Origin of the sequence: Haloechinothrix salitolerans (assembly GCF_042662605.1) — a bacterium.
Classification (GTDB): domain Bacteria; phylum Actinomycetota; class Actinomycetes; order Mycobacteriales; family Pseudonocardiaceae; genus Haloechinothrix_A; species Haloechinothrix_A salitolerans.
Genome location: NZ_JBHSXX010000001.1, coordinates 6395956 through 6422339 on the forward strand (window position 1 = coordinate 6395956; position 26384 = coordinate 6422339).

25 protein-coding genes are annotated in these 26384 nt (G+C 68.3%); 4 read left to right on the forward strand and 21 right to left on the reverse strand.

All coding sequences use genetic code 11. From position 1 onward, the window contains the following. Positions 1-28: 28 nt before the first annotated feature. The 5 genes from ACFQGD_RS30620 to ACFQGD_RS30640 all read right to left on the reverse strand — a co-directional run bounded on the left by ACFQGD_RS30620 (position 29) and on the right by ACFQGD_RS30640 (position 5159). Positions 29-451 carry a hypothetical protein gene (locus ACFQGD_RS30620; RefSeq protein WP_345391147.1) on the reverse strand — a complete coding sequence of 141 codons (423 nt, stop codon included), beginning with the start codon at positions 449-451 and terminating at the stop codon, positions 29-31. A 44-nt stretch (positions 452-495) separates the two neighbouring features. Continuing rightward, positions 496-981 carry a hypothetical protein gene (locus ACFQGD_RS30625; protein ID WP_345391150.1) on the reverse strand — a complete coding sequence of 162 codons (486 nt, stop codon included), beginning with the start codon at positions 979-981 and terminating at the stop codon, positions 496-498. After that, positions 978-1601, reverse strand: coding sequence for a hypothetical protein (locus ACFQGD_RS30630; protein ID WP_345391153.1), 624 nt, complete (start codon positions 1599-1601; stop codon positions 978-980). The genes ACFQGD_RS30625 and ACFQGD_RS30630 overlap by 4 nt, the downstream gene beginning before the upstream one ends. Before the next feature lie 4 nt (positions 1602-1605). After that, a complete protein-coding gene (gene hemB / locus ACFQGD_RS30635; RefSeq protein ID WP_345391156.1) occupies positions 1606-2577 on the reverse strand; it encodes a porphobilinogen synthase in 972 nt (323 codons plus the stop codon). A gap of 194 nt (positions 2578-2771) precedes the next feature. Further along, a complete protein-coding gene (locus ACFQGD_RS30640) occupies positions 2772-5159 on the reverse strand; it encodes an LPXTG cell wall anchor domain-containing protein (protein WP_345391159.1) in 2388 nt (795 codons plus the stop codon). Between the two features lie 159 nt (positions 5160-5318). On the opposite strand from ACFQGD_RS30640, the gene ACFQGD_RS30645 reads away from it, so the two are divergent. Next, entirely contained in the window at positions 5319-5867 is a 549-nt protein-coding gene (locus ACFQGD_RS30645; RefSeq protein WP_345391162.1) for a hypothetical protein, read from the forward strand. Between the two features lie 91 nt (positions 5868-5958). On the opposite strand, the gene ACFQGD_RS30650 is transcribed toward ACFQGD_RS30645, so the two are convergent. From ACFQGD_RS30650 to ACFQGD_RS30680, 7 genes are all read right to left on the reverse strand, one after another. Further along, positions 5959-7503, reverse strand: a complete 1545-nt coding sequence (locus tag ACFQGD_RS30650) for a bifunctional uroporphyrinogen-III C-methyltransferase/uroporphyrinogen-III synthase (protein ID WP_345391165.1) — start codon at positions 7501-7503, stop codon at positions 5959-5961. 183 nt (positions 7504-7686) lie between these two features. After that, entirely contained in the window at positions 7687-8634 is a 948-nt protein-coding gene (hemC, locus tag ACFQGD_RS30655) for a hydroxymethylbilane synthase (RefSeq protein ID WP_345392397.1), read from the reverse strand. A gap of 14 nt (positions 8635-8648) precedes the next feature. Continuing rightward, positions 8649-9986, reverse strand: coding sequence for a glutamyl-tRNA reductase (locus ACFQGD_RS30660; RefSeq protein WP_345391168.1), 1338 nt, complete (start codon positions 9984-9986; stop codon positions 8649-8651). Continuing rightward, on the reverse strand, positions 9987-10802 hold the full coding sequence (locus tag ACFQGD_RS30665; RefSeq protein ID WP_345391171.1) for a redox-sensing transcriptional repressor Rex: 816 nt from the start codon (positions 10800-10802) through the stop codon (positions 9987-9989). Positions 10803-11023: 221 nt separating this feature from the next. Further along, complete coding sequence (locus ACFQGD_RS30670; RefSeq protein WP_345391174.1) at positions 11024-12691, reverse strand: molybdopterin-dependent oxidoreductase; 1668 nt, start codon at positions 12689-12691, stop codon at positions 11024-11026. A gap of 57 nt (positions 12692-12748) precedes the next feature. Next, the gene (locus tag ACFQGD_RS30675) at positions 12749-12985 is read right to left on the reverse strand and encodes a glutaredoxin family protein (protein ID WP_345391177.1); all 237 of its coding nucleotides are present in this window, start codon (positions 12983-12985) and stop codon (positions 12749-12751) included. Positions 12986-13148: 163 nt separating this feature from the next. Then, positions 13149-14666, reverse strand: coding sequence for an AMP-binding protein (locus ACFQGD_RS30680; RefSeq protein ID WP_345391180.1), 1518 nt, complete (start codon positions 14664-14666; stop codon positions 13149-13151). Positions 14667-15125: 459 nt separating this feature from the next. Between ACFQGD_RS30680 and ACFQGD_RS30685 the strand changes: the two genes are divergently transcribed. From ACFQGD_RS30685 to ACFQGD_RS30695, 3 genes are all read left to right on the forward strand, one after another. Then, a complete protein-coding gene (locus tag ACFQGD_RS30685; protein WP_345392400.1) occupies positions 15126-15734 on the forward strand; it encodes a sigma-70 family RNA polymerase sigma factor in 609 nt (202 codons plus the stop codon). Between the two features lie 183 nt (positions 15735-15917). Then, the gene (locus ACFQGD_RS30690; RefSeq protein ID WP_345391183.1) at positions 15918-17132 is read left to right on the forward strand and encodes a DUF5667 domain-containing protein; all 1215 of its coding nucleotides are present in this window, start codon (positions 15918-15920) and stop codon (positions 17130-17132) included. 146 nt (positions 17133-17278) lie between these two features. After that, positions 17279-18382, forward strand: coding sequence for an HAD family hydrolase (locus tag ACFQGD_RS30695; protein WP_417368071.1), 1104 nt, complete (start codon positions 17279-17281; stop codon positions 18380-18382). A gap of 15 nt (positions 18383-18397) precedes the next feature. Here ACFQGD_RS30695 and ACFQGD_RS30700 read toward each other — a convergent pair whose 3' ends face one another. The 9 genes from ACFQGD_RS30700 to ACFQGD_RS30740 all read right to left on the reverse strand — a co-directional run bounded on the left by ACFQGD_RS30700 (position 18398) and on the right by ACFQGD_RS30740 (position 26369). After that, positions 18398-19510, reverse strand: coding sequence for a lysophospholipid acyltransferase family protein (locus ACFQGD_RS30700; protein ID WP_345391189.1), 1113 nt, complete (start codon positions 19508-19510; stop codon positions 18398-18400). A gap of 34 nt (positions 19511-19544) precedes the next feature. Continuing rightward, positions 19545-20594 (reverse strand): NAD-dependent epimerase/dehydratase family protein, encoded by a 1050-nt coding sequence (locus tag ACFQGD_RS30705; protein WP_345391192.1) that lies wholly within the window; start codon positions 20592-20594, stop codon positions 19545-19547. A gap of 247 nt (positions 20595-20841) precedes the next feature. Continuing rightward, a complete protein-coding gene (locus ACFQGD_RS30710; protein WP_005453035.1) occupies positions 20842-20943 on the reverse strand; it encodes a 30S ribosomal protein bS22 in 102 nt (33 codons plus the stop codon). Positions 20944-21090: 147 nt separating this feature from the next. Beyond that, positions 21091-21303 (reverse strand): helix-turn-helix domain-containing protein, encoded by a 213-nt coding sequence (locus ACFQGD_RS30715; RefSeq protein WP_345391196.1) that lies wholly within the window; start codon positions 21301-21303, stop codon positions 21091-21093. A gap of 219 nt (positions 21304-21522) precedes the next feature. After that, positions 21523-22371 (reverse strand): pyrroline-5-carboxylate reductase, encoded by an 849-nt coding sequence (gene proC, locus ACFQGD_RS30720; protein ID WP_345391199.1) that lies wholly within the window; start codon positions 22369-22371, stop codon positions 21523-21525. 120 nt (positions 22372-22491) lie between these two features. Continuing rightward, on the reverse strand, positions 22492-23343 hold the full coding sequence (locus ACFQGD_RS30725; protein WP_345391202.1) for a thioesterase family protein: 852 nt from the start codon (positions 23341-23343) through the stop codon (positions 22492-22494). A 25-nt stretch (positions 23344-23368) separates the two neighbouring features. Continuing rightward, positions 23369-24295, reverse strand: a complete 927-nt coding sequence (locus ACFQGD_RS30730; RefSeq protein ID WP_345391205.1) for a proline dehydrogenase family protein — start codon at positions 24293-24295, stop codon at positions 23369-23371. Between the two features lie 55 nt (positions 24296-24350). Then, complete coding sequence (locus ACFQGD_RS30735) at positions 24351-25124, reverse strand: sugar phosphate isomerase/epimerase family protein (protein WP_345392403.1); 774 nt, start codon at positions 25122-25124, stop codon at positions 24351-24353. Positions 25125-25184: 60 nt separating this feature from the next. Next, on the reverse strand, positions 25185-26369 hold the full coding sequence (locus tag ACFQGD_RS30740; RefSeq protein WP_345391208.1) for a hypothetical protein: 1185 nt from the start codon (positions 26367-26369) through the stop codon (positions 25185-25187). Positions 26370-26384: the final 15 nt, after the last annotated feature.

Below are 26384 nucleotides of genomic sequence, written 5' to 3' on the forward strand. Positions count from 1 at the left end.
GCCTTGGCCAGGCGTGAGCTGTGCGGCGCTACGAGGCGAAGCCCCGCGCGGTGACGTCGGTGGTCTCCTGCTCGCGCTCCGCGCGTTTCTTCTGCTTCGCGCGCACCGGACGCGCCCGCACCGCGAGCACGCACTGCCGCACGGCATCGAGCAGGAACAGCGAGGCCAGCGTGCCGAGTCCGATGGCGGCGGCGATGGCATCGCCGTGGTAGCGCGTCAGCGTGACCGTCCTGCCCTCGCCGATAGACGTCTGGATCTCGGTGATGCCGTGCGACCACAACCGGAACGCCAGCCACACCGCGACACCGGCGAGTGCTACCTCGGCGACAGCGACCAGCGCGCGAACCGGCTGGTTCAGCCGGGGTTCCTGTCGCGCATCCCGCGCGTCGCGCGGTGCGGGGTCCGCGTCCGCCTCCAGCGCGCTGCTTTCGCTGCTGCTCGTCACGCTCACCAAACCAGCCTCTCACACCAGGGCATGCCCCACGTCGTCAACCGTCAGGCTGACAGCAGCTCACGCAAGGCCGTGCGCAGGGCCTGCCCATCTCGTGCCCACGCAAGCACTACCCTGCCGTCGTCAAGGCGCAGCGGCAACTCGTCGTACTTCCTCGGCGCGGCGAGACCGCCGCCGAGGACCCGTGACGCGCGTGGCGGTCGCGCGGCACTGTCGTCCTCGGTACCGCTCTCCCCCTCGTCGTGTTCGTCCAAGATGGCGGCGATGCGCTCAACCGGCAGCGACTCCTCCCCCTGCCGCAACAACTCGGATGTCAGCCGGACAACGGCATACCGCTTTCGGGCGTACACCCACATCGCGGTGAATCCGGTGAGCGCTAGCGCGGCGATGAGCCACACCGGGAACAGCACGGGGCCGGGTGTGAGGACTTCGAACAGGATCCCCACCAGCGCGAAGCCCGGCCCGAACAGCAACGCCCACCAGCTCGCGGCCGGTTCCTCGTAACGGACGTCGATGGCGTCGGTGGTCACGAGAAATCCCGCCAACGTCTGCGCATACGTGGCAGCGGCGGGAAGTACCCCGACACGTTCGGCAGGAAAAGCAGTACCGCCGCGACGGCGGCCAGCACGAGCGCGACTACATGCAGCGGGTTCACGAACGCCGACGGCATCCCGACAACGAAGGCCAGCAGCACCAGGGTCAGCAAGGCCAACGCGGTGCGCGCGGAACGGGTGCCTTCCCGCGCCCGGTACGCGAACAGTCCAATGAGGCCCGCGATCATCACCGAGCCGGCGAACAGCAGCCATAACAACCCAGGTACGCCTGCCTCGATGTCCGAGTCGGTGATGCCTTCCCGGTTGGCGATCGACTCGCCGGCGCGCCGCGCCGTCTCGTAGGCGTCGAGCAGTTCCTCGGTGATCGCCCGCTGGTTGGCGAGCATCAACACGAACCCGGCGACCATAACGACCGCCGAGAGCACCCACAGCAGCACTGAGATCCGCACGAGCTGGGGCGGGTCCGGACGTTCACGACGGTCAGACGAGAGTGGCGGCAACCCAAGCGCCGCGCGTTCGGCCTCGTCGACCGGGTACTCGGTGTCATCGGACGGGCCGTCCTCGTCCGGGTCGTTAGGTCCGTACGGTCCGGTCACGGGTTCAGTCCAGCCACGCCGCGGCTTCGGCCGCCCAGTAGGTCAGGATCATGTCCGCGCCAGCGCGGCGGATCGACGTCAGCATCTCGACGACGGTGCGCTCGCGGTCGAGCCAGCCACGCTCGACGGCGGCTTCCACCATCGAGTACTCGCCGGAGACCAGGTAGGCCGCGACCGGGACGTCGGAGATCTCCGCCGCGGCCGACACGATGTCCAAATACGACATCGCGGGTTTGACCATCACCGCGTCGGCGCCCTCTGCGATGTCCAGCTCGATCTCGCGGATCGCCTCGCGAGCGTTGGCCGGGTCCTGCTGATACGTCTTGCGGTCGCCCTTGAGCTGCGAGTTGACGGCCTCGCGGAACGGGCCGTAGAACGCGCTGGCGTACTTGGCCGCGTAGGCCAGGATCGCGACATCTGAGTGCCCCGCGTCGTCCAGTGCCGCGCGGATGGTGGCGACCTGGCCGTCCATCATGCCGCTCGGGCCGAGCATGTGCGCGCCCGCTTCCGCCTGTGCGACGGCCATCTCGGCGTAGCGCTTGAGCGTCGCGTCGTTGTCGACTCCGCCCTCGGAGTCCAGCACGCCGCAGTGGCCGTGGTCGGTGAACTCGTCGAGGCAGGTGTCGGCCATGATCACGGTGTCATCGCCGAGGTCGGCGCGGAGGTCGCGCAGCGCGACGTTGAGGACGCCGTCCGGGTCGCTGCCCGCCGAGCCGGTGGCGTCGTGCGTACGCGGGACCCCGAAGATCATGACGCCGCCGACGCCCGCTGACACCGCGTCCGCGGCTGCTTTGCGCAGCGAGTCGCGCGAGTGGTGCACCACGCCGGGCATACTGCCGATCGGCTTCGGTTCGGACAGCCCCTCGGCGACGAACATCGGGAGGATCAGCTGTCGTGGCCGCACGGTCGTCTCGCGCACCAGCCGCCGCATCGCCGGTGTGCTCCGCAACCGCCGTGGTCGCTGTTCGGGAAACACACCACGGACCGTACTCCGGGCGGCGTAGCGGGCGACGTCGTGGGGTGCGGTGCGGCGAAAGACGCATTCACCGCGCCCGCCCCGCGAAGTCGATCAACTTACCTCGGGCTGTGATCAGCAGAACCGGGCGAACCGGACACGATCTGGCCGTACGGTGAGGTAAGTTGATCGACTTCGACGTTGACGTACCGGGCTCAGCCCTCCGAGGCAGTCTTGCGACGGCGCAGCCACCACGTCAGACCAACGCCGACGGCGAGCAGCCCGGCACCGGCCGCCGCGAGCCAGCGGATCGCCGCGTTGGCGCCGGTCTGCGGCAGGTCCCCGCCTGCCTGGTCCGGCGGCGCCGGGGTGTCCCCACCGTCCGCACCGCCCCCGCCGGGAGCGCTGGGCTGCGTGGGCGGGTTCGACGGCGACGACGTCGGCGGGTCACTCGGCGGCGGTGTCGGGCTCGGCTCGGGTTCCGGGTCCGGGTCCGGGTCTCCGTTGTCGATGTTGCCCGCGCTGGTCCCGCCGAGGAACGCGGTCTCCGTGTTGCGGTACGCGGTTTCGGTGCGTTGCGACGTCTTCGTCGTCTCCGCCGTGCGCGGGTGCTGGGTGTCGAACTCGACCTTCGTGACGTTCCGCTTCGGAGCCTGGGAGAAGTCCACGCCACCGGCGCCCTGGTTGTACACCTTGCCGCCGTACTCCAGCTCGAACCACTCGATGCCCTCGCGGAGCGTCTCCATGTACCGCTGCCAGACCTCGTGCTTGCTCCAGTCGACGTTCTCACCACGCAGCGGCCAGCGGGACACGTCGTTGCTGTTGATGATCTCCCGGAAGTCGGTGGCCTTTTTCGCGTCCTGCTGCCGGACCCACTCGGCCGCGACCCGGGAGGCGTACACCCGCCGCAGGTCGGCGTACTCCGGGTTGTTGTTCACCCGCTTCTCGACCTCGGGCATGATCCACCGCCGCACTGACTCTTCGCTGAGCCGTTTCTCGGGCTCGGTCAGATCACACTCACGCGCGCCGGGTGCCTGCCAGTCGGTTTCCAGCCACTCGGCGTCGACCCGCAGCGGGGCGTCGAGGATGTAGATGCCGCCGTTCTGCTCCCGGACCTTCGCGGGCTTTGGCTCGATCCAGAACCGCACCGTCGGGAAGCAGGGGATGCCGTCCCGCCGGGGCGCGGTGTCCCAGTAGAGTTGGGCCTCCTCCCGCTTCTCCGGGTTGATCGCCTCGGCGAAGTCGTACTTCATCGCCAAGTCGGCCTCAAGGAGGACCCGGCCCGCGTCGGTGCTGGCGAACGTGCTGTCCATGATCGTGTCCGGCTGGTCCGGGTTGAGGTTGACCCAGAACTTGTCCGGGGTCAGCGCGAGCCACGTGAAGAAGGCATCGGAGGCGAGCTGGAGCTTCTCCGCCCCGCCATAGCCGGGGTCCACGTCCGGGTCGGGGACGTAATCGGCCCGGAACGAGTAGTCGATCCCCTTGCCCCGCTGCGGGTTGCCGACGTACTGGAGTTCGAGGGTGGTGAAGTCGATGCCACCGGGGCCGCGCCCGAACGCGCCACCGGAGTTCGCGCCGTTGTAGAGCCGCTGGAGCTGCCTGGCCCGCTCCGGAGTCCTGCCGGAACGCCGCGCGACGTCGTTGATCGGGCCTTTCGTGCCCACGCGGCTCGGGTCCGGGTTCATGATCTTGTCGAAGCGGGTGTACTGGTTCGGCCGCCATCTGGCCAACCCGTTGTTGCGCTGCTCGCGGACGGTGACCTGGTTGGTTTTGCCGCGTTCGTTCTCCAGCTCCTTGTTGAGCTTGCCGTACTGGTTGACGGTGTTCCGCGTGGTCTTCTCACCGGTGATCAGCCGAAGCCTGTGGTCACGGTAGCCCGGCTTCCGCATGACCTCCTTGTCCCGGCGGAACTGGTCTGCCTCATGCTTGCCGTTGGACTTGAACTCGACGAGCTCTTTGGTCTTGGCGTTGTACGCGTCGTACGTGCGGTTGACGAGCTTGCCAGTCTTCGGGTCCCTGACCCTCACCGTCTTCTGGCAGATCCAGTCCGGCCCGACCAGCTTGAAGTCCCGGACGATCTTGCGTTCGAAACCGTCGCCCTTGGTTCGGTTGGCCTCGTTGCCGATCAGGCGGACGTCAAGCCAGCGGGAGAAGTCCCTGATGCGATTGCCCGACTTGAGCTGCCTGCCATAGCGGGCGTAGATCTCAAGCACCCGGTACTTGATGTTGCCGGTTTTCTCGTACCTCGCCTTCCACTTGTTGATGTCAGCCTTGGTGTTCCCGGCCAGCTTCTGCTTTTCTGGCGTCGGTGCCGCAAGCCCGTCGAACGCGTGGTTCGGGTTGTCGTAGAAGTAGTCGCCCCACTCGTTCTCCGGGCTGACGCTGTAGGGCTGGTTCTTACCTTTGATGCCGGAGCCCGCCACCGGAGCGTCGTACTTGCGGCCCAACCACTTTTCGTCGCAACGGGTGGGTTTCTGTGCTGCCTCAGCTTCGGTGCCCACGCCGAACGGCCCGGTGAGCGTCACCGTCAACGCGGCGGCAACCGCGACGGCGACGGTGCTGACCCACCGCCTCCGGCGTGGTGGTGTTATTGACGGCGTCAATGCGCCTCCCCTCGCACGGGGGGGCGTTAGACGTGTCGCGACTCGTGAGGCCCCCAGTAACTCACTGCCTTCGTCACCCTAGCGATCGCGCAGGCCGAGTGCGGCCGAATTCCCGGAACTCGCCCACCGTCGCGTTTCGCCGCCCATAGAGTGGCAAGCATGAGCGATCCCATTGACGATGAAGCGGACCCACGGCGCCACCCGGAGCTGGTGTCCTGGCTGGCGGAGCGTGCCGACGCCTTCGAGGAGTGGGCACAGGCCACGGGTACGCCGGAACGGTGGGACTTCAGCGCGGAATCGTTGGCGGCATTGGAAGACCTCGTCCGACGGACGTTCACCGACGAGGAGGGATTTCTGTCCGCGCGATCAGAGCCGTTCGTTCAGGGAGCCGTCTGGTATGTCGGCGAGATACTGCGCCGCCACAAGGGAGCGATGTGGGCGTTCGACCCGTGGTCGCCGGACAGTGACGACCCGCCGCGCATGTTCACCCCGGAACACCCGGCCGTTGACGACACCCCGTACGTGATCCTCCCCGACTTCGACGAGGACGACGAGCCGCTGGCAAATGAGGACAGGACACTGTTCCCGCTTGGGACGTTGACCGCGCTCTACTGGTCAACCGACGAGCTCGACAACCCGATCGACGTCCACCTGGGGGATCTGCTCGACGACGAGCGCCTGCGCGACCTGCTCGACCCTGAGGTCTGACGACACCAGCCATTGGCGCGGCGAAAGACGCCTTCACTGCATCCAGCGCAGGGAAAGCGTCTTTCACCGCATCGGCGTCAGAACAGCGCCGTCAGGAGGACGTCGAGGAGCGGCGCTGGCGCTTGGCCTTGCGGGGCGGCGGCAGCGCACCCTCGGCGCGCAGCTTCGCCGCGTGCGCGGCCAGCTCGTCCACCAGCACGGTGACCAACGGTTTCGAGGCGTGGACGTCGACACGCAGGCCGAACTCCGTCGCCGTCTCCGCCGTCTTCGGGCCAATGCAGGCCACCAGCGTGCGGGCGTGCGGCTTACCCGCGATGCCGACGAGGTTCCGCACGGTCGACGCCGAGGTGAAGCACACCGCGTCGAAGCCACCTGTCTTGATCATCTCGCGGGTCTCGGCGGGCGGCGGCGACGCGCGCACGGTGCGGTACGCGGTGACGTCGTCGACCTCCCAGCCGCGCTCGGCTAGTCCGGCGGACAGCGTCTCGGTGGCGATGTCGGCGCGCGGCAACAGCACACGGTTCACCGGGTCGAGGATGTCGTCGAACGGCGCGAACTCCGCGAGCAGGCCCTCGCTGGACTGCTCGCCCTCCGGCACCAGCTCGGGCTCGATGCCGAAGCCGCGCACCTTCGCGGCGGTCGCCTCACCAACGCAGGCGATCTTGACGCCGGAGAACGCGCGGGCGTCGAGACCGAACTCGGTGAACTTCTCCCACACCGCGCGGACGGCGTTGGCCGACGTGAACACGACCCACTGGTAACGGCCATCGACAAGGCCCTTCACCGAGCGCTCCATCTGCGCGGGGCTGCGCGGGGGCTCGACCGAGATGGTCGGCACCTCGTGCGACGTCGCGCCGTGGCTCTCCAGCCGCTCCGCCATCGCGCCAGCCTGCTCCTTGGTGCGTGGCACGAGCACCTTCCAGCCGTACAGCGCGCGCGACTCCCACCAGGACAGCTTCGCGCGGTCCCCTACCTCGTCGCCGATGGTGATGACCAGCGGGCCAACGGCCTCGCCGACGTCCGCGGCCATGGTCGACAGCGTCGTGTCGATGGTGCGCTGGGTGTTGATGGTGCCGTTGCTGGTGACCGCGACCGGGGTATCCGGCTTGCGGCCATGCTCGATCAGCTGCGACGCGGCCTCGGCGAGGTGTGCCGACGTACCGCTTAGCACAAGCGGGCCGGGCGTGCCCGCGAGACCGGCCCAGTCGACGTCGGCGTTCAGGTCGACCTCGGTGTGCTCGCCGCCGAGCGCGATCCCGGCGTACGCGGGCACGGCGACGCCGGGCGACACGGCGGGCACGATGTCGAACACGGCGGACGTCTTGGCGACCTCGTTGGCCTCCGCGACGACGGCCGGGCGGGTGAGCGGGTCGCCCGAGATCAGCCGCAGCACGAGCCGACCGGACTCGGCGGCGTCGGCAAGGTCCTTGGCGACCTCGCTCGACTCACCGACGGCCGGGCGCACCTCTGCCTCGTCACCCGCGAGCGCGAGCACGGTGGACGGCACATCGGGATCGGTCACAATGAGGTCGGCCTTGCCGAGCAGCTCGGTCGCCCGCGCCGTGATCAGGCCGACGTCGCCTGGGCCGGAACCGACGAAGACGACTCGCCCGGTTGAAGTCCGTGCGGGGGTCATGTTCTGCGTTCTCCTCTATCGTTCTCGCGGGTTTTCGCTTTGGGGATTGTGTCGCACCGCGACGGCTCGTCGGCCGCGTTGCTTTACAAGTTGTCGTGCATGGCGACCCCGCCTCGCCAGTGACGACAGCGGCGGACGCCGCGATCGCCGCTCACGAGGCGATGGCCACCTGGCCCAGCGGGGTCAGGCCCCTGGACCGGAGGGGGCGGACGCGCCGAGGTCAAGTAACTCGACCGCCAGCTCGCGGCCAAGCGACTCCGCATCGGCCAGCTCGCCGGTGGCCGACGCCCGCAGCAGGTCGACCGCGCCGGATTCGGTCTCCGTCGCGGCGACGCCGCGCAGTGACAGCCGCTCGACGACGGACCCGTCATCGGCAAGGTCCTCGACGACATCGGCCAACGCGCCGACCGGCGCGCTGCAGCCCGCCTCGAGCCGAGCGAGCACCGCCCGCTCCGCCGTCACGGCAGCCCTGGTCGCCTTGTTGTCCACAGTGGACGCGATCAGGTGCTCGACGTCGACGTCGTCCGCGCGGCATTCCACCGCGAGCGCACCCTGCGCCGGGGCGGGCAGCATCTGGATCGGGTCGATCGTCTCGGTGATCTCGTCCAGCCTGCCGACACGAGCCAGCCCGGCGCGGGCCAGCACGACGCCGTCCAGTTCGCCGTCTGCCACCTTGCGCATCCTGGTATCGATATTGCCCCTGATGCCGGTGACCTCGAGACCGAGGCCCAGCGCCCTGAGCTGCGCCGCCCTGCGCGGCGATCCTGTGCCGATGACCGAACCGGGCGGCAGCTCGCCGAGCGAGAGGCCGTCGCGGGCGATCAGCGCGTCGCGCGGATCCTCGCGCTCCGGCACGCCCGCGATGACGAGCCCGGGTTCCGGTGTCGTCGGCAGGTCTTTGTACGAGTGCACGGCGACGTCGATCTCACCTGACGTGAGAGCTTCCCGCAGCGCCGACGTGAACACGCCGACGCCGATCTCGGTGATCGGCGCGCTGGACCGGTCACCAGGAGTCGAGATCGTCACGATCTCCACGCGCTGCCCGCTGCGCTCGATGCGCTCGGCGATGGTCGACGTCTGCGCGAGCGCGAGCCCGCTGCCTCGGGTACCGATCCTGATCGTCTTGGTCACCGTGGGAACAGCCCTCACTGGGTTTCACCGTCCGTGTCGATCTGGTCGTGCTTCGGGGTGTGCGCAGCGGGTTTCGACACCGCGACCGGCGCTGCCGGGTCGAGCCCGAACAGCTCGCGCAGCGCATCGGCATAGTCGGTGGACTCCGGACTAGCCGCGAGCTGCTTCACCCGCACGGTCGGGGTGTGCAGCAGCTTGTCGACGACGCGGCGCACGGTCTTGCCGACCTCGTCGCGCACATCACTGTCGAGCTCCGGCATCCGCCGGTGCAGCCGCAGCAGCTCGGCGTCGACCACCTCGGCCGCTTGCTTGCGCAGCGCGGCGACGGTAGGCGTCACCTCGGCACTGCGCTGACCAGCCAGGTACTCCCGCACCTCATCGAGCACGATGCCAGACGCACGCGCGGTCTGTTTGGCGGTGTCCGACGTCGTGCTCGTGTCCATCCTGCGGCGCACCGATTCCAGGTCCACGATCCGCACGTCATCGACGTCTCCGATGGCCGGTGCGACGTCGCGCGGTAGCCCGAGGTCGCAGACGACGAGCGGACGGCCCTGCCTCGGCAGCACGTGCTCCGTGGTGACCACGACGTCCTGCGCGCCGGTGCACGCCACCGCGAGGTCGGCGTCCGCGAGCGCGGTGGCCAGGTCGGCCATCGGCACTGCCTGCGCGTCCCCACCCGTCTCGGTGATGTTCGCGGCGAGCCGTTCGGCGTTCTCCAGCGTGCGGTTGGCGACGACGATCCGGCCGACATCCGCCTTACGCAGCTGCGACGCCGCCAGCGCGCCCATAGAGCCAGCGCCGACGATCACCGCGGTGCGGCCATCGATGTCACCCGCGTCGGCGAGCGCTTCGGAGACGACAGACGCGCCGAGCGAGCCGAGGCCGGTCTCGGTGTGCACGCGCTTGCCGACGCGCAGAGTGGTCTGCACCAGCCCGTGCAGCGCGCTGCCGACCGTGCCCGCGTCGCGCGCGTCGGCGTACGCGGCGCGCACCTGGCCGAGGATCTGCGTCTCGCCGAGCACCATCGAGTCGAGCCCGGATGCCACCGAGAAAATGTGCTCCACCGCCGCGGCGGCGTAGTGCACGTAGAGGTTTTCGTAGAGCGCGGTCGGCTCGACGCCCGCCTTGTCCGCGAGCACCGTGGACACCGACGTCAGACCGCCATGGAAGGCCTCGACGATCGCGTAGACCTCGACGCGGTTGCACGTCGACAGCAGCATGACCTCGGTGATGTCGGGCGACTGCTGCAACTCGTGGAGGACCTTCGGCAGGTCAGCCTGGGTGACCGCGACCTGCTCAAGGGTGTCGAGGTCCGCGGTGCGGTGCGAGAGCCCCACGGCGAGCACGTTCATTCAGACCACCTCACCATTCGAGGATGCGCGCGCCGCCGCCGTCCGTCGACTCACACGCTGCTCCGCATTGCGGGCGACGTGGAACGACAGGATCTGCAGCTCGATCGCGAGGTCAACCTTGCGGACCTCGACGTGCTCCGGGACTTGGAGAACGACCGGCGCGAAATTCAGCACGCAGTGCACGCCACCCTCGACGAGACGGTCGCACACCGCCTGCGCCGCGGTCGGTGGCGTCGCGATCACGCCGATGGCGATCTTGCGCTTGGCACAGATGTCGGGGATGTCGTCGATGTGGTTGACCGGGAGGCCGCCAACCGGGATGCCGATCAGGTCGGGATCGACGTCGAACAGCGCCTCGACCGGGAAGCCCCTACCAGGGAAGCCGCCATAGTTCGCGAGCGCGTGGCCGAGGTTACCGATGCCGACGACCGCGACCTTCTGCTGCCGCGTCAGCCCAAGCACACGCTCGATCTCGCTGGTGAGGACATCGACCTCGTAGCCGACGCCGCGCGTGCCGTAGGTGCCGATGTAGGAGAGGTCCTTGCGTAGCTTCGCCGAGTTGACGCCCGCGGCGGTGGCCAGTTCCTCACTGGAGACGGTGACCGCGCCTTGCTCAGCCATGCCGGACAGCACACGCAGGTAGACGGCGAGCCGCGCGACTGCGGCCTCGGGGATCGCCCGCACCTTGTCGGCCGGCATGGGCGCGCCGCGCCCGTTCGCCCGCCCGTTGACTGCCGGAGGTCCCTGGTCCCTCACGGCGGGCAGCTCGGTGGTCGGCGCTGAGTCGTCGCCGCCATCACGCTGTACCCGTGCCACCTACTCTGCTCTCCTTGCTGACCGATTTGTCCGCGCACGCGACGATGGCTCAACCCCTGCGATAGATACAAAAATGCGGAGGAAGCGCCGCGTACGGCACAAGGTTAGACGTCTACGGTAGCCGCTTGTGAATGCGTGCACAAAATCCGTGGTCATGCCGGGTGAGCAGGCCCACGTCGTGGTGGCCTGCGTCCGGGTCACGGCGCCGCCACCCGCGCCGCCTACCGCGCCGTGAACGTCACGCTGTGCCACCCCGTCGCGCCGTCCGGCGCTACCGGCGTCTCCACCTCGGGTTGTGTCGCTCCGGTGCGGTCCGTGGCCCGGCACGTCACCGTGTTCTCGCCACGCGACATTCGCACCGTCGCGCGCCACATGCGCCAGGTATCGACGCTGACCTCGGTGGACAGCTCGGCCCGCTGCCACGGCCCATCGTCAACGCGAACCTCGACGGCGTCAATACCCACGTGCGGTGCCCACGCCGTGCCAGCGACGACGACGTCGCCCGCCGTGATGTCGCCGAGCGGGCCGTCGATGCGGGACTGCGTCTTGACCGGCGCCTCCCGTGCCCAACCGCGTGGCTGCCAGTAGCCCTGCTTGGCGTCCCACGTCGTCAGTTCGAGGTCGACCAGCCACTTGGTCGCGGAGACGAAGCCGTACAGGCCCGGCACGACCATTCGCACCGGGAAACCATGGGAGACCGGCAGCGGCTCACCGTTCATGCCGAGCGCCAGCATCGCGCGCCGATCCGGCTCCATGACGACGTCGACGGGCGTGCCAGCGGTGAAGCCGTCGTGGCTGGTGGAGTACAGCTGCTCGGCTCCGGGTTTCACGCCTGCCTCCTGGAGGAGGTCGCGGAGGTCGACGCCGATGAAGTTGGCGGTGGAGATGAGCCTGCCGCCGACCGGGTTGGACACGCACGCGAGCGTGAGAGTGCGCTCGACCAGCGGGCGTTGTCGCAGCTCGTCGTAGGTGAGGGTGAGCGGGCGGTCGACCATGCCGTGGATACGCAACGTCCAGTCATCGACCGGAACACGCGGGACGACCAGCGCGGTGTGGATGGTGTAGAAGTCGCGGTTCGGCGTGATGAGGGTGGGGGTGCCGTTGGCCGCGAAGTCCGCGCCTTTGGGGATGGGCGGGGCTGTCGTTTTGGGCTGGAACGGCGCGATGTCCGCGCGAGACGCCTGGACGTCCGGCCCGGCGAACGCCTGCCCGGTCAGCCCGGCGACGCCCGCCCCCGCCGCGACGCCGAGGGAGGAGCCGATGAAACGGCGTCGGGAGGCGTCGGTAAGGCGGGCGTCGGCTCCGGTGCGGACGGTCCGCACGTCATCAGCGCCGCCCGCGTTACCTGAGCTATCCACGTACGTCTCCCGCGCCAGCCTGTGCAGCCACGGGAACACGACGATGCCGACCAGGAGGCCGACGATCGGCGCGGCGACGGCGAGTTGCCCCAGCTCGGTGCGGGTCACGACGGCGGCGATCCCGACCGCGCCCAGCGCGGCGATGAGGCCCACGCCCGGCGCGGCCTTTCGCCGGGACGCGGCTCCCGTTGCCACCCCGAGCAGCACGAGCGCCAGACCGATGCCGAGCAGCAGTACGAGCTTGTTCTTGGTGCCGAAGACGTCCTTGCCGAACTCCACCAGCCACGACGGCGCGAGGTCGATGACGCTGTTGCCGACGGCGACAAGCGGCGACGCACCCGGCCCGACGACGGCCGCGACGAGGTGCCCAGCCGTGAGGGCGGCGAACAGCGCGAGCACGACAACGAGCACGGCCGTGCCAAGCGGAAGACGGGCTCCGTCCGGCGCGGTGCTCGCGTCGGCGTCCGCGCGGCGAGCGCCGTCGTCTGGTCCGGCGCTCGCGCGGCCTGGCTGCTCAGGCGGGGTGTCCATGCCCCCATCATCGTCGTCCTGCCGACGTCTGAACGACGTTCGGCGGTTACGAGTGCCTTACGTCGTCAGCGCCTGGCGGAAGCGGCCCTCCTCGACGCGCCAGTAGCCGTGCTCCTTGCCGTCGATGAGGATGACGGGCACCAGGTCGCCGTACTCGGCGCGCAGCTCGGGGTCCGTGTCGACGTCGGTCAGCGACCACGGCACGCCCAGCTCGCCGCAGATCCGCTCGACCTCCCGCTCCGCCGTCACACACAACGAGCAGCCCTGCCTCGTCATCACGGTCACCTCGTGCATGCGCCCATCATGCCGGAGCGAGGAACACAGCGTTCGGAGCGAGGGACACGGCGGCGGGAGTGCATGACACGGCGGCGGGAGTGCATGACACGGTGTCCAGAACGTCGGACACAGCGTTCTGAACGTCGGACACAGCGCGAGCCAGGCGCGGCAGCTGTAGTCCCTACCGCAGCGGGGTGCGGCTGAGCTTGCCGAGGGCGGTGTGTGGCAGATCGTCAGCGAACTCCACGAAGCTGGGTACCTTGTAGCGCGCCAGCTGCTTCGTGCAATGGTCGATCACCTGCTGCTCCGACAGCGCTGCCGACGGCGCGACGACGACAACCGCCTTCACCGCCTCGCCGCTGCGCTCGTCAACCACACCGACCGCCGCGACCTCGGCGACGCCAGGTAGTTCCGCGATGACGTCCTCGACCTCGTGCGGGTAGACGTTGAAGCCGTTGACGATGATCAGGTCGTTCACGCGGTCGACCAGATGCAGGTCACCGTCGGTGTCGAGATAGCCGACGTCGTTGGTCTGGAACCAGCCGTCCTCGTCGGGGCCGCCCTGGCCGTCCGGCCAGTAGCCGGAGAAGAGATTGTCGCCACGCACCGTCACGAGGCCGGTGACGTCGTCCTCTTCAAGCAGGTCGTCGGGGTCGTTCTCGTCGAGCGGTACCGGCGCGCCGACCTCGGCACCGTCGTTGCCGATCAACCGTAGCTCGACGCCGGGGATCGCCCTGCCAACCGAGCCAGGTTTCGGGTAGCCGGTGACGATCGTCGAGGTCAGCACGGGCGCGGTCTCGGTGAGCCCGTACCCCTCGTAGACGCCGAGCCCGGTAGCCTCCTCGATCGCGGCGAGCACCTTCGGGTGCAGTGGCGCCGCCCCCGACGTCAGCAGCCGCACACTGGCCAGCCCCGACGACAGTTCCGCCGAGGGGTGCTCGGCGAACTCGCGGAACATCGTCGGCACGCCTGCCACGATGGTGATCTCGTGACGTCGGCAGTCCGCCAACGCCGTGGCCGCGTCGAACCGCTCGGCGAGCACCGCCGTCGCGCCGCGGGCGGCCACCTGCAGCAGGCCAAGGCCAAAGCCGTAGACGTGGAACAGCGGAATCGCCACGAGCACGCGGTCGCCATGCGCGACCGGCGCTGGCCGCAGCCGCCCCACCTGCTCGACGTTGGCGAGCAGCGCCCGGTGCGAGAGCATCACGCCACGCGGCGAGCCCTTGGCCGACGTCGTGTAGCAGAGCATGGCGATGTCCTCGCCGCTTGTCACCGGTTCGACTGGATCGACGGAGTCGCCACTGACGTCCAGGTCCGGCGGCGGCAACACGGTGCCGGATTTCCCCGGCCACTCGACGTCCCCAGCGGCGGTGATGACGACGTTCGCCCCGCTGTGCGCGAGCAGCCCGCGCAGCTCCGCGACCGGCGACTGCGGCGATGACGGCACCGCGATTCCGCCAGCGCGCAGCACACCGAACACGGCGACCGCGTAAGCGGCCGACGTCGGCAGCCGCACCACGACTCTGTCGCCGGGCGCGACACCGGACTCGCGCAGGGTGGCAGCTATGGCGTTGACGGCCTTGTCCACGTGCCGCCAACTCAGCCTCAACTCGGACGAGCTCTCAACGAACGCCGTCACGTCAGGCCAATTCGCCGCCGCCGATGCGGCGAGATCGGCCACGTTCGCGTCAGCAGCCACAACTCTCTCCTAATCAGGGGGTCTGCCTCCGAACGTTCACTCGCGCGGGGCAGCGCACAGGGGGTCACCAGCATGGCAAGCGGCCATCACCCCAACCACAGTGCCCCGGTAGCCCCGTGGAAACCGCCAGCCGAACGAACATTTGTCATGACCACGGCGCGCGTAAGATTGAACCGCTACCTCCAAATAGAACACACAACGTAGCCAGCGGAGCGCATAACCGTTACACAAGTCACGCTGAACAAGGTTAAGTGTCTCGTGTCATAGACCGATCGGATGAGCGTCTCGTAATCGGATCTGCCCGACCACTACCTAGGAGCGTGACCACGACGTATGCTTCCTACGCCCGAGTAGCTAAGCTCGGGCATCACTAGCCACTAGGTGTAACCGGCGCCGTGATCGAGGGAGACCATGTCGAATGCCCTTGTCAGCTTGGTGGACACCGGCGACGACATCGCGATGAAGTCGGCGGACAGCACGGGCACCGAGGACGCCGCGTCAGAGCGGGCGTGGGGTCTGGTCCATGCGGCCCAACAAGGCGACACCGCTGCCTTCGGCATGCTGTACGACCAGTACGTCGACACCGTCTACCGGTACGTACTGTTCCGGGTTGGCGACAAGGAGCTGGCCGAAGACGTCACCAGCGAGACCTTCCTGCGCGCGTTGCGCCGCATCACCTCGGTCAGTTACCAGGGCCGCGACGTCGGCGCTTGGTTCGTCACCATCGCCAGGAACTTGATCCTTGATCACGTAAAGTCAAGCCGGTACCGCAGGGAGATAGCCACGGGCGAGATCGCCGACGCGGGCAGCGTGCCGTTCCTCGCGGAGAAGCAGGCGGACACGGGGCCCGAGCAGCAGGTCATCGCCATGGCGACCAAGGACGAGCTGTTCCGTTGCATCCAGGAGCTCGGCGACGATCAGCAGGAGTGCATCGTGCTGCGGTTCCTGCAAGGCCTCAGCGTCGCGGAGACCGCCGAGATCATGGATCGCAACGAGGGCGCGATCAAGGCACTACAACACCGCGCTGTGCGCAGGCTGGCGCAGCTCATGCCAAACGGCTTGCGATAAGGAACTTCTCATGACACTCGAACGGGTTAACGTACGCCACACCTGGCACGCCTGCCGTAACTACCACGACGCTGGGGTCGTTGAAAGTCTGCAACGAACCGATAACCGGCAGCGAGCGCCACACACGCGCACCACGCCGGTGTCCGGCGACTACCGGACACTCATGGGAGGTGGGGACGCAGGGTGAACGAGCCCGTTTGGTATCGGCGTGACAGGGACAGAAGCGACCGCTTCGCCCAACTGGTCGACGGCGCCGACACACACGACGACCACGAGTTCGCTGACGAGCTCGCGGTCGTCTCAGCGCTGCGCGAACTCGGCTCACAGCCTGCGCTCGACAAGAGCGGGCGCGACCGGATCCTCGCCGCCATCGAGGCGAAGTCAGCCACCGCTGTCGTAGACGACAGCACCGACACCGCGCACGAGTCGGCTACCGGCGACGCCAGCGAACCCGTTCCCACGCACACCATCCAGCACGCGGACACGATCAAGCACCGCCAGAAGCGCAAGGCATCACTGCTGGCCGCCGCGACGGCGGCCAGCATCGTGGCCGCCGGTGCGCTCGGCATCGAGCTCTCGCAGACCGCCATCCCCGGTGACCTGCTCTACGACCTCAAGCGCACGACGGAGTCGATCGCGCTCGACCTGACCTTCTCCGAGGAGGGCAGGGCACGCAAGCACATCGAGATCGCGTCCACCCGTATCGACGAACTGACCGCTCTGGTCGAACGCGACGACGCGGACGGCGGTGTCACCGCGGATGAGGTGACCGACTACCGGTCAACGCTGATCGACTTCGACCGTTCCGCGATCATCGCGTCCCGGGTCATCACGGACAACGCGGCAGAGAAGGACGACCGCCGGGACCTCACCATGCTGCGCGACTGGGCAATGCGGGCAGGCGACCGGATGGCGACGTTGCGTACCTCCATTCCCGACTCGGTCACGAACCGGTTCTCGCGAAGTTCCGAGCTGGTGCGTGGCATCGAAGACAGGGCCGTCGCGTTGCTAGGGCGGTCCCACTGCGCCACGATCGTCTCGGATGAGTCCGACATCATCGGTGTCCTGCCTGCCACCGGACAGTGTGACGCCACCGAGGGCGGACGCGAGCAGGTCGCGGTGCAGCCCAAGGCCAGCACGGCGTCGACGAAGGCCGAGAAGTCAGGGCCGGATGCCGCGTCGCCCCTTCCCGCGACGACGGCACCCGCGCCGGACCTCGATCCGACCGGCAGGACCAGTGCCCCCAAGGACACCAGCGACGACACGACGGACGAGCCGCTCACGGTGCCTGAGCTGCCCGAGCCGTCGCTACCCGGTACCGATGACGAGCAGATCGAGGAATCGTCCGAAGCGAGTTCTCCCGGGATTCCGTTGTTACCAGAACTCGGCATCGGCTAACCGCGACGCCGTGGTGTCTTTCCTGCGCACGACCACCAACAGGGGTATGAAGATCGCTCAACCACCCCAGCGATCACCCCACGCACAATGACACACTGGAAGCCAGCACTTTCCACATCCTTGACTGGAGGCTGGTGCGGGTGGCGCTGTGGCGTGGCAAGGACAAGAACCGCGAGCTAGAACGCCTAGCCGCGATGGCGGGTGAAGCATCAGCCGAGGCCGCCGTGTCCCTGGAGCATGCCCAGAAAACGCCCGATGGCGACGACGCTGGGCGAGACGTCGTGCCGGGCACCCTTCCCGACGTCGACCAGGACGACGTGCCCGGCGCCGTCACTGACGCCGAGCCGGAACCGCTGGACGTCACAGCGGAGTTCGCCGAATCCGTCGACGTCGAGAACGGCGAAGAGGCCGCCGAGAAGGGCAAGGCCACCGCTGCCGCCGCGGAGCAGCTCGCGGTCAGGGAGCCGGGCCCGCCGGAGCCGGCAGCCCCTGACCTGACAGCGGCCGCGTTCTTCGACGTGGACAACACCATGATGATGGGCGCGTCGATGTTCCACTTCGCGCGTGGGCTCGCGGCACGCAAGTACTTCACGACGTCCGATCTCGCCGGATTCGCCTGGCAGCAGGTGAAGTTCCGGGTGGGCGGCAAGGAGGGCGACGTCGGGTCGCCGCGCGAGCAAGCGCTGTCGTTCGTGGCGGGTCGTAGCGTCGAGGAGCTGAACGCGGTCGGCGAGGAAATCTACGACGAGCTGATGGCGGACAAGATCTGGTCCGGCACCAAGGCACTCGCGCAGATGCATCTCGACATGGGACAGCGGGTGTGGCTGGTGACCGCGACGCCGGTCGAGCTAGCGACCATGATCGCGCGCAGGCTAGGGCTGACCGGCGCGCTCGGCACCGTCGCGGAGCAGGTTGACGGCGTCTACACCGGCAGGCTCGTCGGCGATCTGCTGCATGGCAGGGCCAAGGCGCACGCCGTCCGCGCGCTGGCGGCGAAGGAAGGGCTCAACCTCAAACGCTGCACCGCCTATTCCGACTCGCTCAACGACGTGCCGATGCTGTCCGTCGTCGGAACGGCGGTCGCGATCAACCCGGACACCGGGCTACGCGACGTCGCGCGCGAGCGGCACTGGGAGATCCGGGACTGGCGCACCGGGCGTAAGGCGGCGAAGATCGGCGTCCCGTCCGTGCTCGGTGCCGGAGCCGTGGCGGGCGCCGTCGCGGCGGGCCTGGCGTACCGGAAGCGGTAACGGGCGATCCCTAGGTCAGTCCCCGAACACACCACCGCGCTGCGCGAGGCGTTCGTACAGCAACTGCTGCATGGACTCGCGCACACGGTCGGTCAGCGACAACACGCGCATCGGGTCGTCCCAAGCATCGCCGTCTTCGAGATCGGTGCGGACCGGCTCGCCGAACTCGATGTGCCACTTCGTCGGAAGCGGGATGGCGCCCAGCGGGCCGAGCAGCGGGAAGAACGGCGTCACCGGGAAGTACGGCAGCCCGAGGAGGCGCGCGAGCGGCTTGATGTCGCCAAGTTTCGGGTAGATCTCCTCCGCGCCGATAATCGCGCAGGGAATGATCGGCACGCCGGCGCGTAGCGCGGCCGAGATGAACCCACCCCGGCCGAACCGCTGCAGCTTGTACCGCGCGCTGAACGGCTTGCCGATGCCCTTGTAGCCCTCGGGGAACACCCCGACCAACTCCCCGCCACGGAGCAGCCGCTCCGCATCGGGATGGCACGCGAGGGTGTGCCCCGTCTTACGGGCGAGACTGCCGACGAACGGCAACCGGAACACCAGGTCGGCGCCAAGTAGCCGCAGGTGACGCTGTTTGGGGTGGCTGTCGTGGACGGCGACCATGGTCATCAGCGCGTCGAGCGGAATCGTGCCGGAGTGGTTGCACACGACAAGCCCGCCGCCACCGAGCGGCAGGTTTTCCGCACCGTGGACCTCGACGCGGAACCACTTGTCGTACAGCACCCGCAACGCGGGCAGCAGCACCGTCTCGGTCAGCTCGGGGTCGAAGCCGAACTCGTCGACGTCGTACTCGCCGGTGAGCCGGCCACGCAGGAAGTCGAGTGCCTTGCCGACGACATCGGGCACCAACTCCTCTTGCCCAGCCGCCGCCCCCTCGGACGTCGCGGCGGCACCAGCGTGCGAGCTAGCGACGTTAGCGGAACCGGGCAGGTTGACCACGGCGGCGTCGCCGTGCCGCTCGACGGCGTCAGCGGGTTGTCTCCGGCGCTGGCTACCACCCCGTTCCGGTGAACGCAGCGGGATGACCTGGGCGGACTGACCCTCAAGGGCCTCGTCGCGGACGTCCTTCACCGACGCCGCGCGCGTAGGTCCTGATCCGCTGACTGGATTCCTGTCAACCATGACGGATACTCCGAGGTTGTTGAGATCGTCGAGCTCACTGTGATGGGACGTGCTCGTTGCTGGTGGGCAGCGCGACCTTGCGCAGCAGAGCCGCCAACGAACGGCCGTCAACGACAGGACGCAACGCCCTGCCCTGGACGTAGTCCTCGAATGCCTCGCGCGTCGACCAACGAGGCGTGTAGCCGAATTCGCGTTTCAGCAGGCCCGTGTCAACGACCCTACCGAAGTTGAGCAATCTGAGCTGGTCGTGCGAGAAGTCGACCAGCTTGTCGCCGCGCAGCAGCCTGCTCACCGATGGCAACGCCGCCATCGGCACCGGCAACTCCACCCTGCCCGCCATCCGCACCGCCTGCGACAGCGCGAGCACACCATCGCCACCGACGTTGAACACGCCTGGCTTGTCGCGCACCGTCGCCAATTCGAGGACGCTCAGCGCGTCGCTGGCGTGCACCAGCTGCATGCGCGCGTCGTAGCCGAGCACGGTCGGTACGACGGGAAGCGCGAAGTAGCGGGTGGTCACGGTGTCGACCTCGGGTCCGATCACGCTGGTGAACCGCGCGACCGTGACCGTGATGTCCGGCCTGCGACGTTGCAGGCCGCGAACGTAACCCTCCATCTCGACGGCGTCCGATGCGAATCCCCTCGGCGAAACCGGCATCAGCGGCGAGTCCTCTGTGAACACCGCTGGCGACCGGGCGCTCGCACCGTAGACGGCCGCGGTCGACTTCACCACAAGCTTGCGTACCAATGGCGAACGCTGGCACGCGGCGAGCAGCCGCATGGTGCCGATCACGTTCATCTCCTTGACCGGCGTGCGGCGAGCCGGACCAGGCGGGTGCGCCGTCGTGGACGCGTGCACCACCGTGTCAACCTTCGCGCTGCTGATGATCTTGGCGATGAGGGGGTTACGGATGTCCGCCCTGACGAACTCCGCATTACCCATACGTGCGATCACCCGCTTCGGGGGCGGGCTCGTGTCGACGCCGATGACGCGCTCGAAGTCCGGGTTGTTGCCAAGCCGTGCGAGCAGCTTGCCACCGAGCTCCCCCGAGACCCCGGTGACCAGCACGATGTTCGACGGCATGGGTCTCCCTTGCAAGCGAGATTGCGGATCGCGGGGTGCGTCAACCGATGCGGGGTCTTGGCACTTGACGCGGTTGTGATGCTACCGCGTGCACAGCCGTTATCGGAGACCGCTAACAAGCTGTTAACCCGGGAGCGGGTTTCTCGCTGGAGAGACCACCCGGATGGCCGTAAAGCGTCCACGATGTGGACACCGGGCCGGGTGAAATGGCGATTTCAGCCCGTGCGCGTGCGCGGGCTGAAGTAAGTTACTTGCCCTGCTTACGACGCTGGACGCGCGTCCTCCGCAGCAACTTCCGGTGCTTCTTCTTCGACATGCGCTTACGACGCTTCTTGATCACAGAGCCCACGGGTGCTCCTTACACTGCGGCTACGGTTGCGTACTCGGCCAGCGCATTTCCGCGCAGCCGACCAGCGACGTGTCAGATTACCCGCGGTTGGTCACCGGGCGAGCAGCGGGTAGCGGCTACACCGGTCACGGCCGAAACATCCCAGGTTCAGCCGACGTCGAAGTATGCGCTCTCCAGGTACTCGTGTACGGCCTTTTCCGGCACCCGGAACGATTTGCCAACCCGCAGCGCGGGCAGCTCGCCCGAGTGGACGAGCCGGTAGACGGTCATCTTCGACACCCGCATCAGCGAGGCCACCTCGGCCACCGTGAGGAACTGCACCTGCCCCATGGCAGGTGGGTCATCGGAGTTGTGCGGCATGGTTCACCGTGCCCTTGGTCTTCCGGCACGTGTCGTGCCGCCCGGCTTCCCCGCCGGGCGGTACGGACACGTACACGTGCGTATGTCCGAGAGTAACGGGACACGTGTGGCAATAGCGACGCATGAAGCCAAGATGGCACCGAAGTTGCAACGATCGTGGGCGTTTCGCTACCACCTAGGGACCGAAAGGTGTGGTATCGAACACGGCTCCCGACCGGGCTACTCGTGCGCCTTGCCCAGCTCAACCGCGCGGTCCCTCGCCGCCTCGATCGCGGCGAGCAGCGCCGCCCTGACGCCGTGTTTCTCCAGCTCACGAATGGCATTGATGGTGGTACCCGCAGGTGACGTCACCGCCTCGCGCAAGATGACAGGGTGCGCGTCGGAGTCCGAGAGCATCTTCGCCGAGCCGACCGCCGACTGGATGATCAGCTTCTCCGCGATGGCGCGGGGCAGGCCAAGCAGGATGCCCGCGTCGATCATGGCCTCGACCAGGAAGAAGAAGTACGCCGGTCCTGAACCCGACAACGCCGTCACGGCGTTGAGCTGCGACTCCGGCAGCTCGACGACCTGCCCCACGCACGACAGCATCTTCTCGACCGTCGCCATGTGCTCCGGCGTCGCGTGCGCGCCGGCGGAGATCGCGCTCATCGCCTCGCCGACGACCATCGGCGTGTTCGGCATGACCCGCACGACCGGGACGTCGCCCAGCCGGTCCTCGAACAACGTCGTCGGCAGTCCCGCGCAGAGCGTCACGACCAGTTTGCCCGGCGTCATCAGCGGCCGGAGCTTCTCCAGCAACGGCTCGATGTCCTGCGGCTTGACGGCGACGACAAGGACATCGGCACGTTCGGCCGCCTCCTCGATCTCGACGCCTCGGACGTCGTAGGCGTCGGTCAACTCGGCGGCGCGCTCCGGGTGCCGCTCGGTGAACAGCAGCTCATCGGCGGTGTGCCCACCGTGCAGCAAGCCAGACATCAGCGCCTCGCCGATCTTGCCAGCCCCGAGGACGGCGATCACCGGCGCGGTCTGCTCGGAGGTCTCGGTGTCGGGGGTCTCGAACGCAGCCATGGGCTAAGCGTGCCAGACGTCGAACCGCGCGGCTGGTCAGGAGGGGTACCTGGGTGGGCCTCCTGACGTCAGCGAGCTTGAAGACGTTGTGGTTGCTATGACGACCACAACGTCTTCAGATCAACGTCCCGGGGTCACCGCCAGCTGCCGCATCTGGCACACCAGCTGCCCCGTGGCGTCGATGACGGTTGCATCGGAGTCGAACCACGGGCGGTTCACCGCGCGGGAATCGACGTGCACACGCAGCCAGCCGGGCGAAGGCCGCGCACGGACCAGCGCCGTGAGCTGCACCGGCGGCGCGTACCCGCCGTGGCCGAGGTTGGATGGCACCGGTGGGCTGAGGTCGCCCGCGAGGAGCGCGAAGTACAGATCGATCGCACCGGACTTCGGCCGCACCCACAACCGCAGCCGCAACCGGGGCACCTTCGCGTTGCGCGCGGCGACAGGGGACCGTCGACCCGCCAGGAACAGCGCTGTGCTGGCATCCAGCCGGACCTCGCAGTTCTCGGTCAGCCGCGCGACGTCGCCGGCCTGCGGCCCGGCGAGCGCGATCGCGTTGCTCGGCGGCTCGGCGGGCATCACCGGCAGCTCCGACCACACCGAACGCTGGCCCGGCAACCTGCTGATCATCACCGTCGCCTCGACACAGCATCGACCGCGCTGCTCAAGGCGAACCCCGACCACCGTCGTCTGCCCACCGGCCTTGCGGACGTCGGTGCGCAGCAGCGCGGGCCCGAGGCTGGTCGCGCGCAAGAACTCGACGCTGATCGAGATCGGGTCGGACGCCATCTCAGCGTGCTCGGCCACCACCGCGACCGCCGCACGTGCCAGCAGCGCCACGAGGAATCCGGCGTGTGGGTGGCCGCCCACCGACCATTCCGGCCGCAACGTCGTCGTGAACGTACCGTCGCCCAGCGAGCGCGGCGCACTCGCGGCCGCGAACTGTACCGCCTGTTCGGCCGCTGCCTTCACCGAATCACTCCCATGTGGGGCGTGCTCATGACCGAGTCACCACCGAACGCAGGAAGAATGTCGTGTTTGCTGGGCGTTCGGCGAGCCTGCGCATCAGATACCCATACCACTGTTCGCCGTATGGCACATAGACCCGGACGATCTGTCCCGCTTCGGAAAGTCGTATCTGTTCGTCCGGACGGACGCCGTAAAGTAGCTGAAATTCATAGCCGTCACGTGGCACGCCGTGAGCCTCGGCCCTGTCGCTGACCAGCTCGATCAGCCGGGGATCGTGGGTGCCGAACATCGCGTACGCGCCCCCGGCCAGCAGCGCGTTGGCACAGCGTACGAATGCGAGATCGACATCGTGCTTGTGGGAAAAAGCCACATCTCGCGGCTCGTTATACGCGCCTTTGACTAATCGCACCCGGGAGCCAGGCGCTGCCAGCGCGGCGACGTCGTCCTCGGTGCGTCGCAGGTACGACTGCACCACCGCGCCGACGTCGGGCCACGGCTTGCGCAGCTCCGCGACCGCCGCGAGCGTGTCGTCGGTAGTGGTGTGGTCCTCCATGTCCACGGTGACCGTCGTGCCGCACTGCTCCGCCGCCGCGCAGATCCGAAAGGCGTTGTCGACGGCGAGGCGCTGGCTGAGCCGTTGCCCGAGCGCGGACAGCTTCACACTGACCTCGGCGCGGGCGGACAGGTCCGCGTCGTGCAGCCGATCGAGCACGGCCAGGTACGCCTGCACGATGCGTTCCGCCTGCGCCGCGTCGTGGGTGTCCTCGCCTAGGTAGTCCAGCGTGGCGTAGCGACCGGTGTCCGCGAGCGCGGCGACTGCGGCGATCGCGTCGTCGGCGCTTTCACCCGCGACGAACCGGTCCACCATGGCACGGGTGCCGGGCGCGGTCGTGATCATCTTTCGGACAGCGTCGCTGCCCGCGGCAGCGAGGATGATCGAACGCAACGGGTTCACGGTGAGCACGATACGACGATCACCCGGTTTGTCGCCGCCCAAGAATCGCGGCGCGCTACTGCCCCAGGTGCAACCGCGCGAACAACAGTGACTCGGCGAGCAGTCGCGCTCGGTCGGCCGAGTTCCGGGCGTTGCGGGTGTTCACCTCAAGCACCACCTGGCCGTCGAATTCCTGCGCGACCAGCTTTTCCAGAATCTCAGCGCACGGCTGCGTGCCCTTGCCGGGAACGAGGTGCTCATCCTTGGGCAACCCGGTGCCGTCCGCGAGGTGTAGGTGCGTCAAGTTCGGCCCCATACGGTCCGCGAGAGCGAAGGCGTCCATCCCGGCGGCGGCGGTGTGCGAGAGATCGAGGGTGTAGTGCGCGTAACCGACGTCGGTTGGGTCAATCGACGGGCGGAACGCCGACACCCTGCGGTTGCGGTCCCCAACCGGCGGCTTGACCTTGAACATGTTCTCCACCGCCACCTCGACGCCGCTGGTTTCCTCCAACTCGGCGACCAGGTCGGGAAAGGAGTCGGCGTAGCGGCGCTGCCACCGGAACGGCGGGTGGACGACGACCGTCCGCGCGCCAAGCTCGAGCGCGGCCTCGACGGACCTGCGCAGCCGCACCTCGGGATCTGGCGACCAGATCCGCTGCGTGATCAGCAACGACGGTGAATGGATGGACAGCACCGGAACGCCGGTCTTCTCCGACAACCACTTCAGCGCGGAGACGTCCTGACTGATCGAGTCGGCCCACACCATGACCTCGACGCCGTCATAACCAAGCTCGGCCGCCAGTTCGAAGCCGGCGTTGGCGCGCAGCGGCCACACCGAGGCCGTGGACAACCCCACCGGAACAGGCTTGCTCGTTCCCCACGGTGTTTCGCTCAACCTACCTACGTCCAGTCACTTGTCCAGCAAGAGCAGCGCGGCGGGCGACACCGTGACGACGACACCGACCAGCACGGCGAGCACCGTCGTCTGCATGTCCTCCGCCTTGCGGATCTTGCGCACGATCCACACCAGGCCAACGACGACGGCCAGCGCTGCGACGAGGGCAAGCGCGGGGATCTGCATCCACAGCCAGTTGAACAGCAACCACACGGCAGCGCCGCCGACAACGCCGAGGGTGAGCTGCGCGGCGACCGCGAGCCACTCCTTGCCGTGCGCCGTCGGTTCGACGTCGGCGTCGAACCGCTCAGCGTCGGCCCTCGCGTCCGGCGTCCCGACCGGCGCCATCACGCCCGTCGGGGCCCGTTCATCGGGAGCCCCTGGGATGGGCGGGCCGTCGACGTCCCCCTCGTAGTCGGGGTCGTAGCCGGGTGGGTAATCGTCCTCGTAGTCGTAGTCCTCGACGAAGCCATAGGGGTCAGCCTGGTAGGCGGCGCCGGGATGGCCGGGCGGGTAGCCCTGCTGGTAGTCCTCGTCGTACTCGTACTCGTCCTCGAAATCCTGGTAGTAACCGCCCTGATAGTCGTCCTCGTAGTCCTCGGCGTAGCCGTAGACGTCATCCCCCGGCGCGCCGACGGCGGGCATCTGTTCCGTGGAGTCCTCAACCGGCGGTTGCTGCCGGGACGCGGCGAAACCCTCCAGCCGCGCGCCGAGGCTCTGTTGCTGTTGCGGCGCCTGCTGCTGCGGGGGGTGCGGCGGCTCCGGCGGTTGTTGCTCCTGCGGCGGCATCGCCGGCCACGACGGTGAGCTGGGCGGCGGCATCGCGCGCTGGTAACCGCTGCCGGGCGACTGGGGTGGTTGTCCCGGTGGCCGCGGGGGTTGCTGAGGCGCGGGCCGCACCGGCGGCGGCGCTTGCGGGGCCTGCGGCTGGGCGGCGTGCGGCGGCGCTGGTGGCTCGTCCGACACCGCATGGCTGTGCGGGCTGCCGTTGCGACGGGTTGGTGCGGAGCCGGAGTCCGCCTCGCTGTTGATGCGGTCGATGATGGCCTGCGGAGCCGTGGTGGTGAGCTCGTTCTCGCCGTCGTCCTCCGTGGCACGACGACGATGCCTGCGCGGCGAGCTCGCAGGCTTCGCACCGTGTTGTTCGAGCAACTCCGCGACCGTGCGCCGAGTCGGCTGATCACCGGGTTCTCGCGACATCCCTTCCACCGTGCC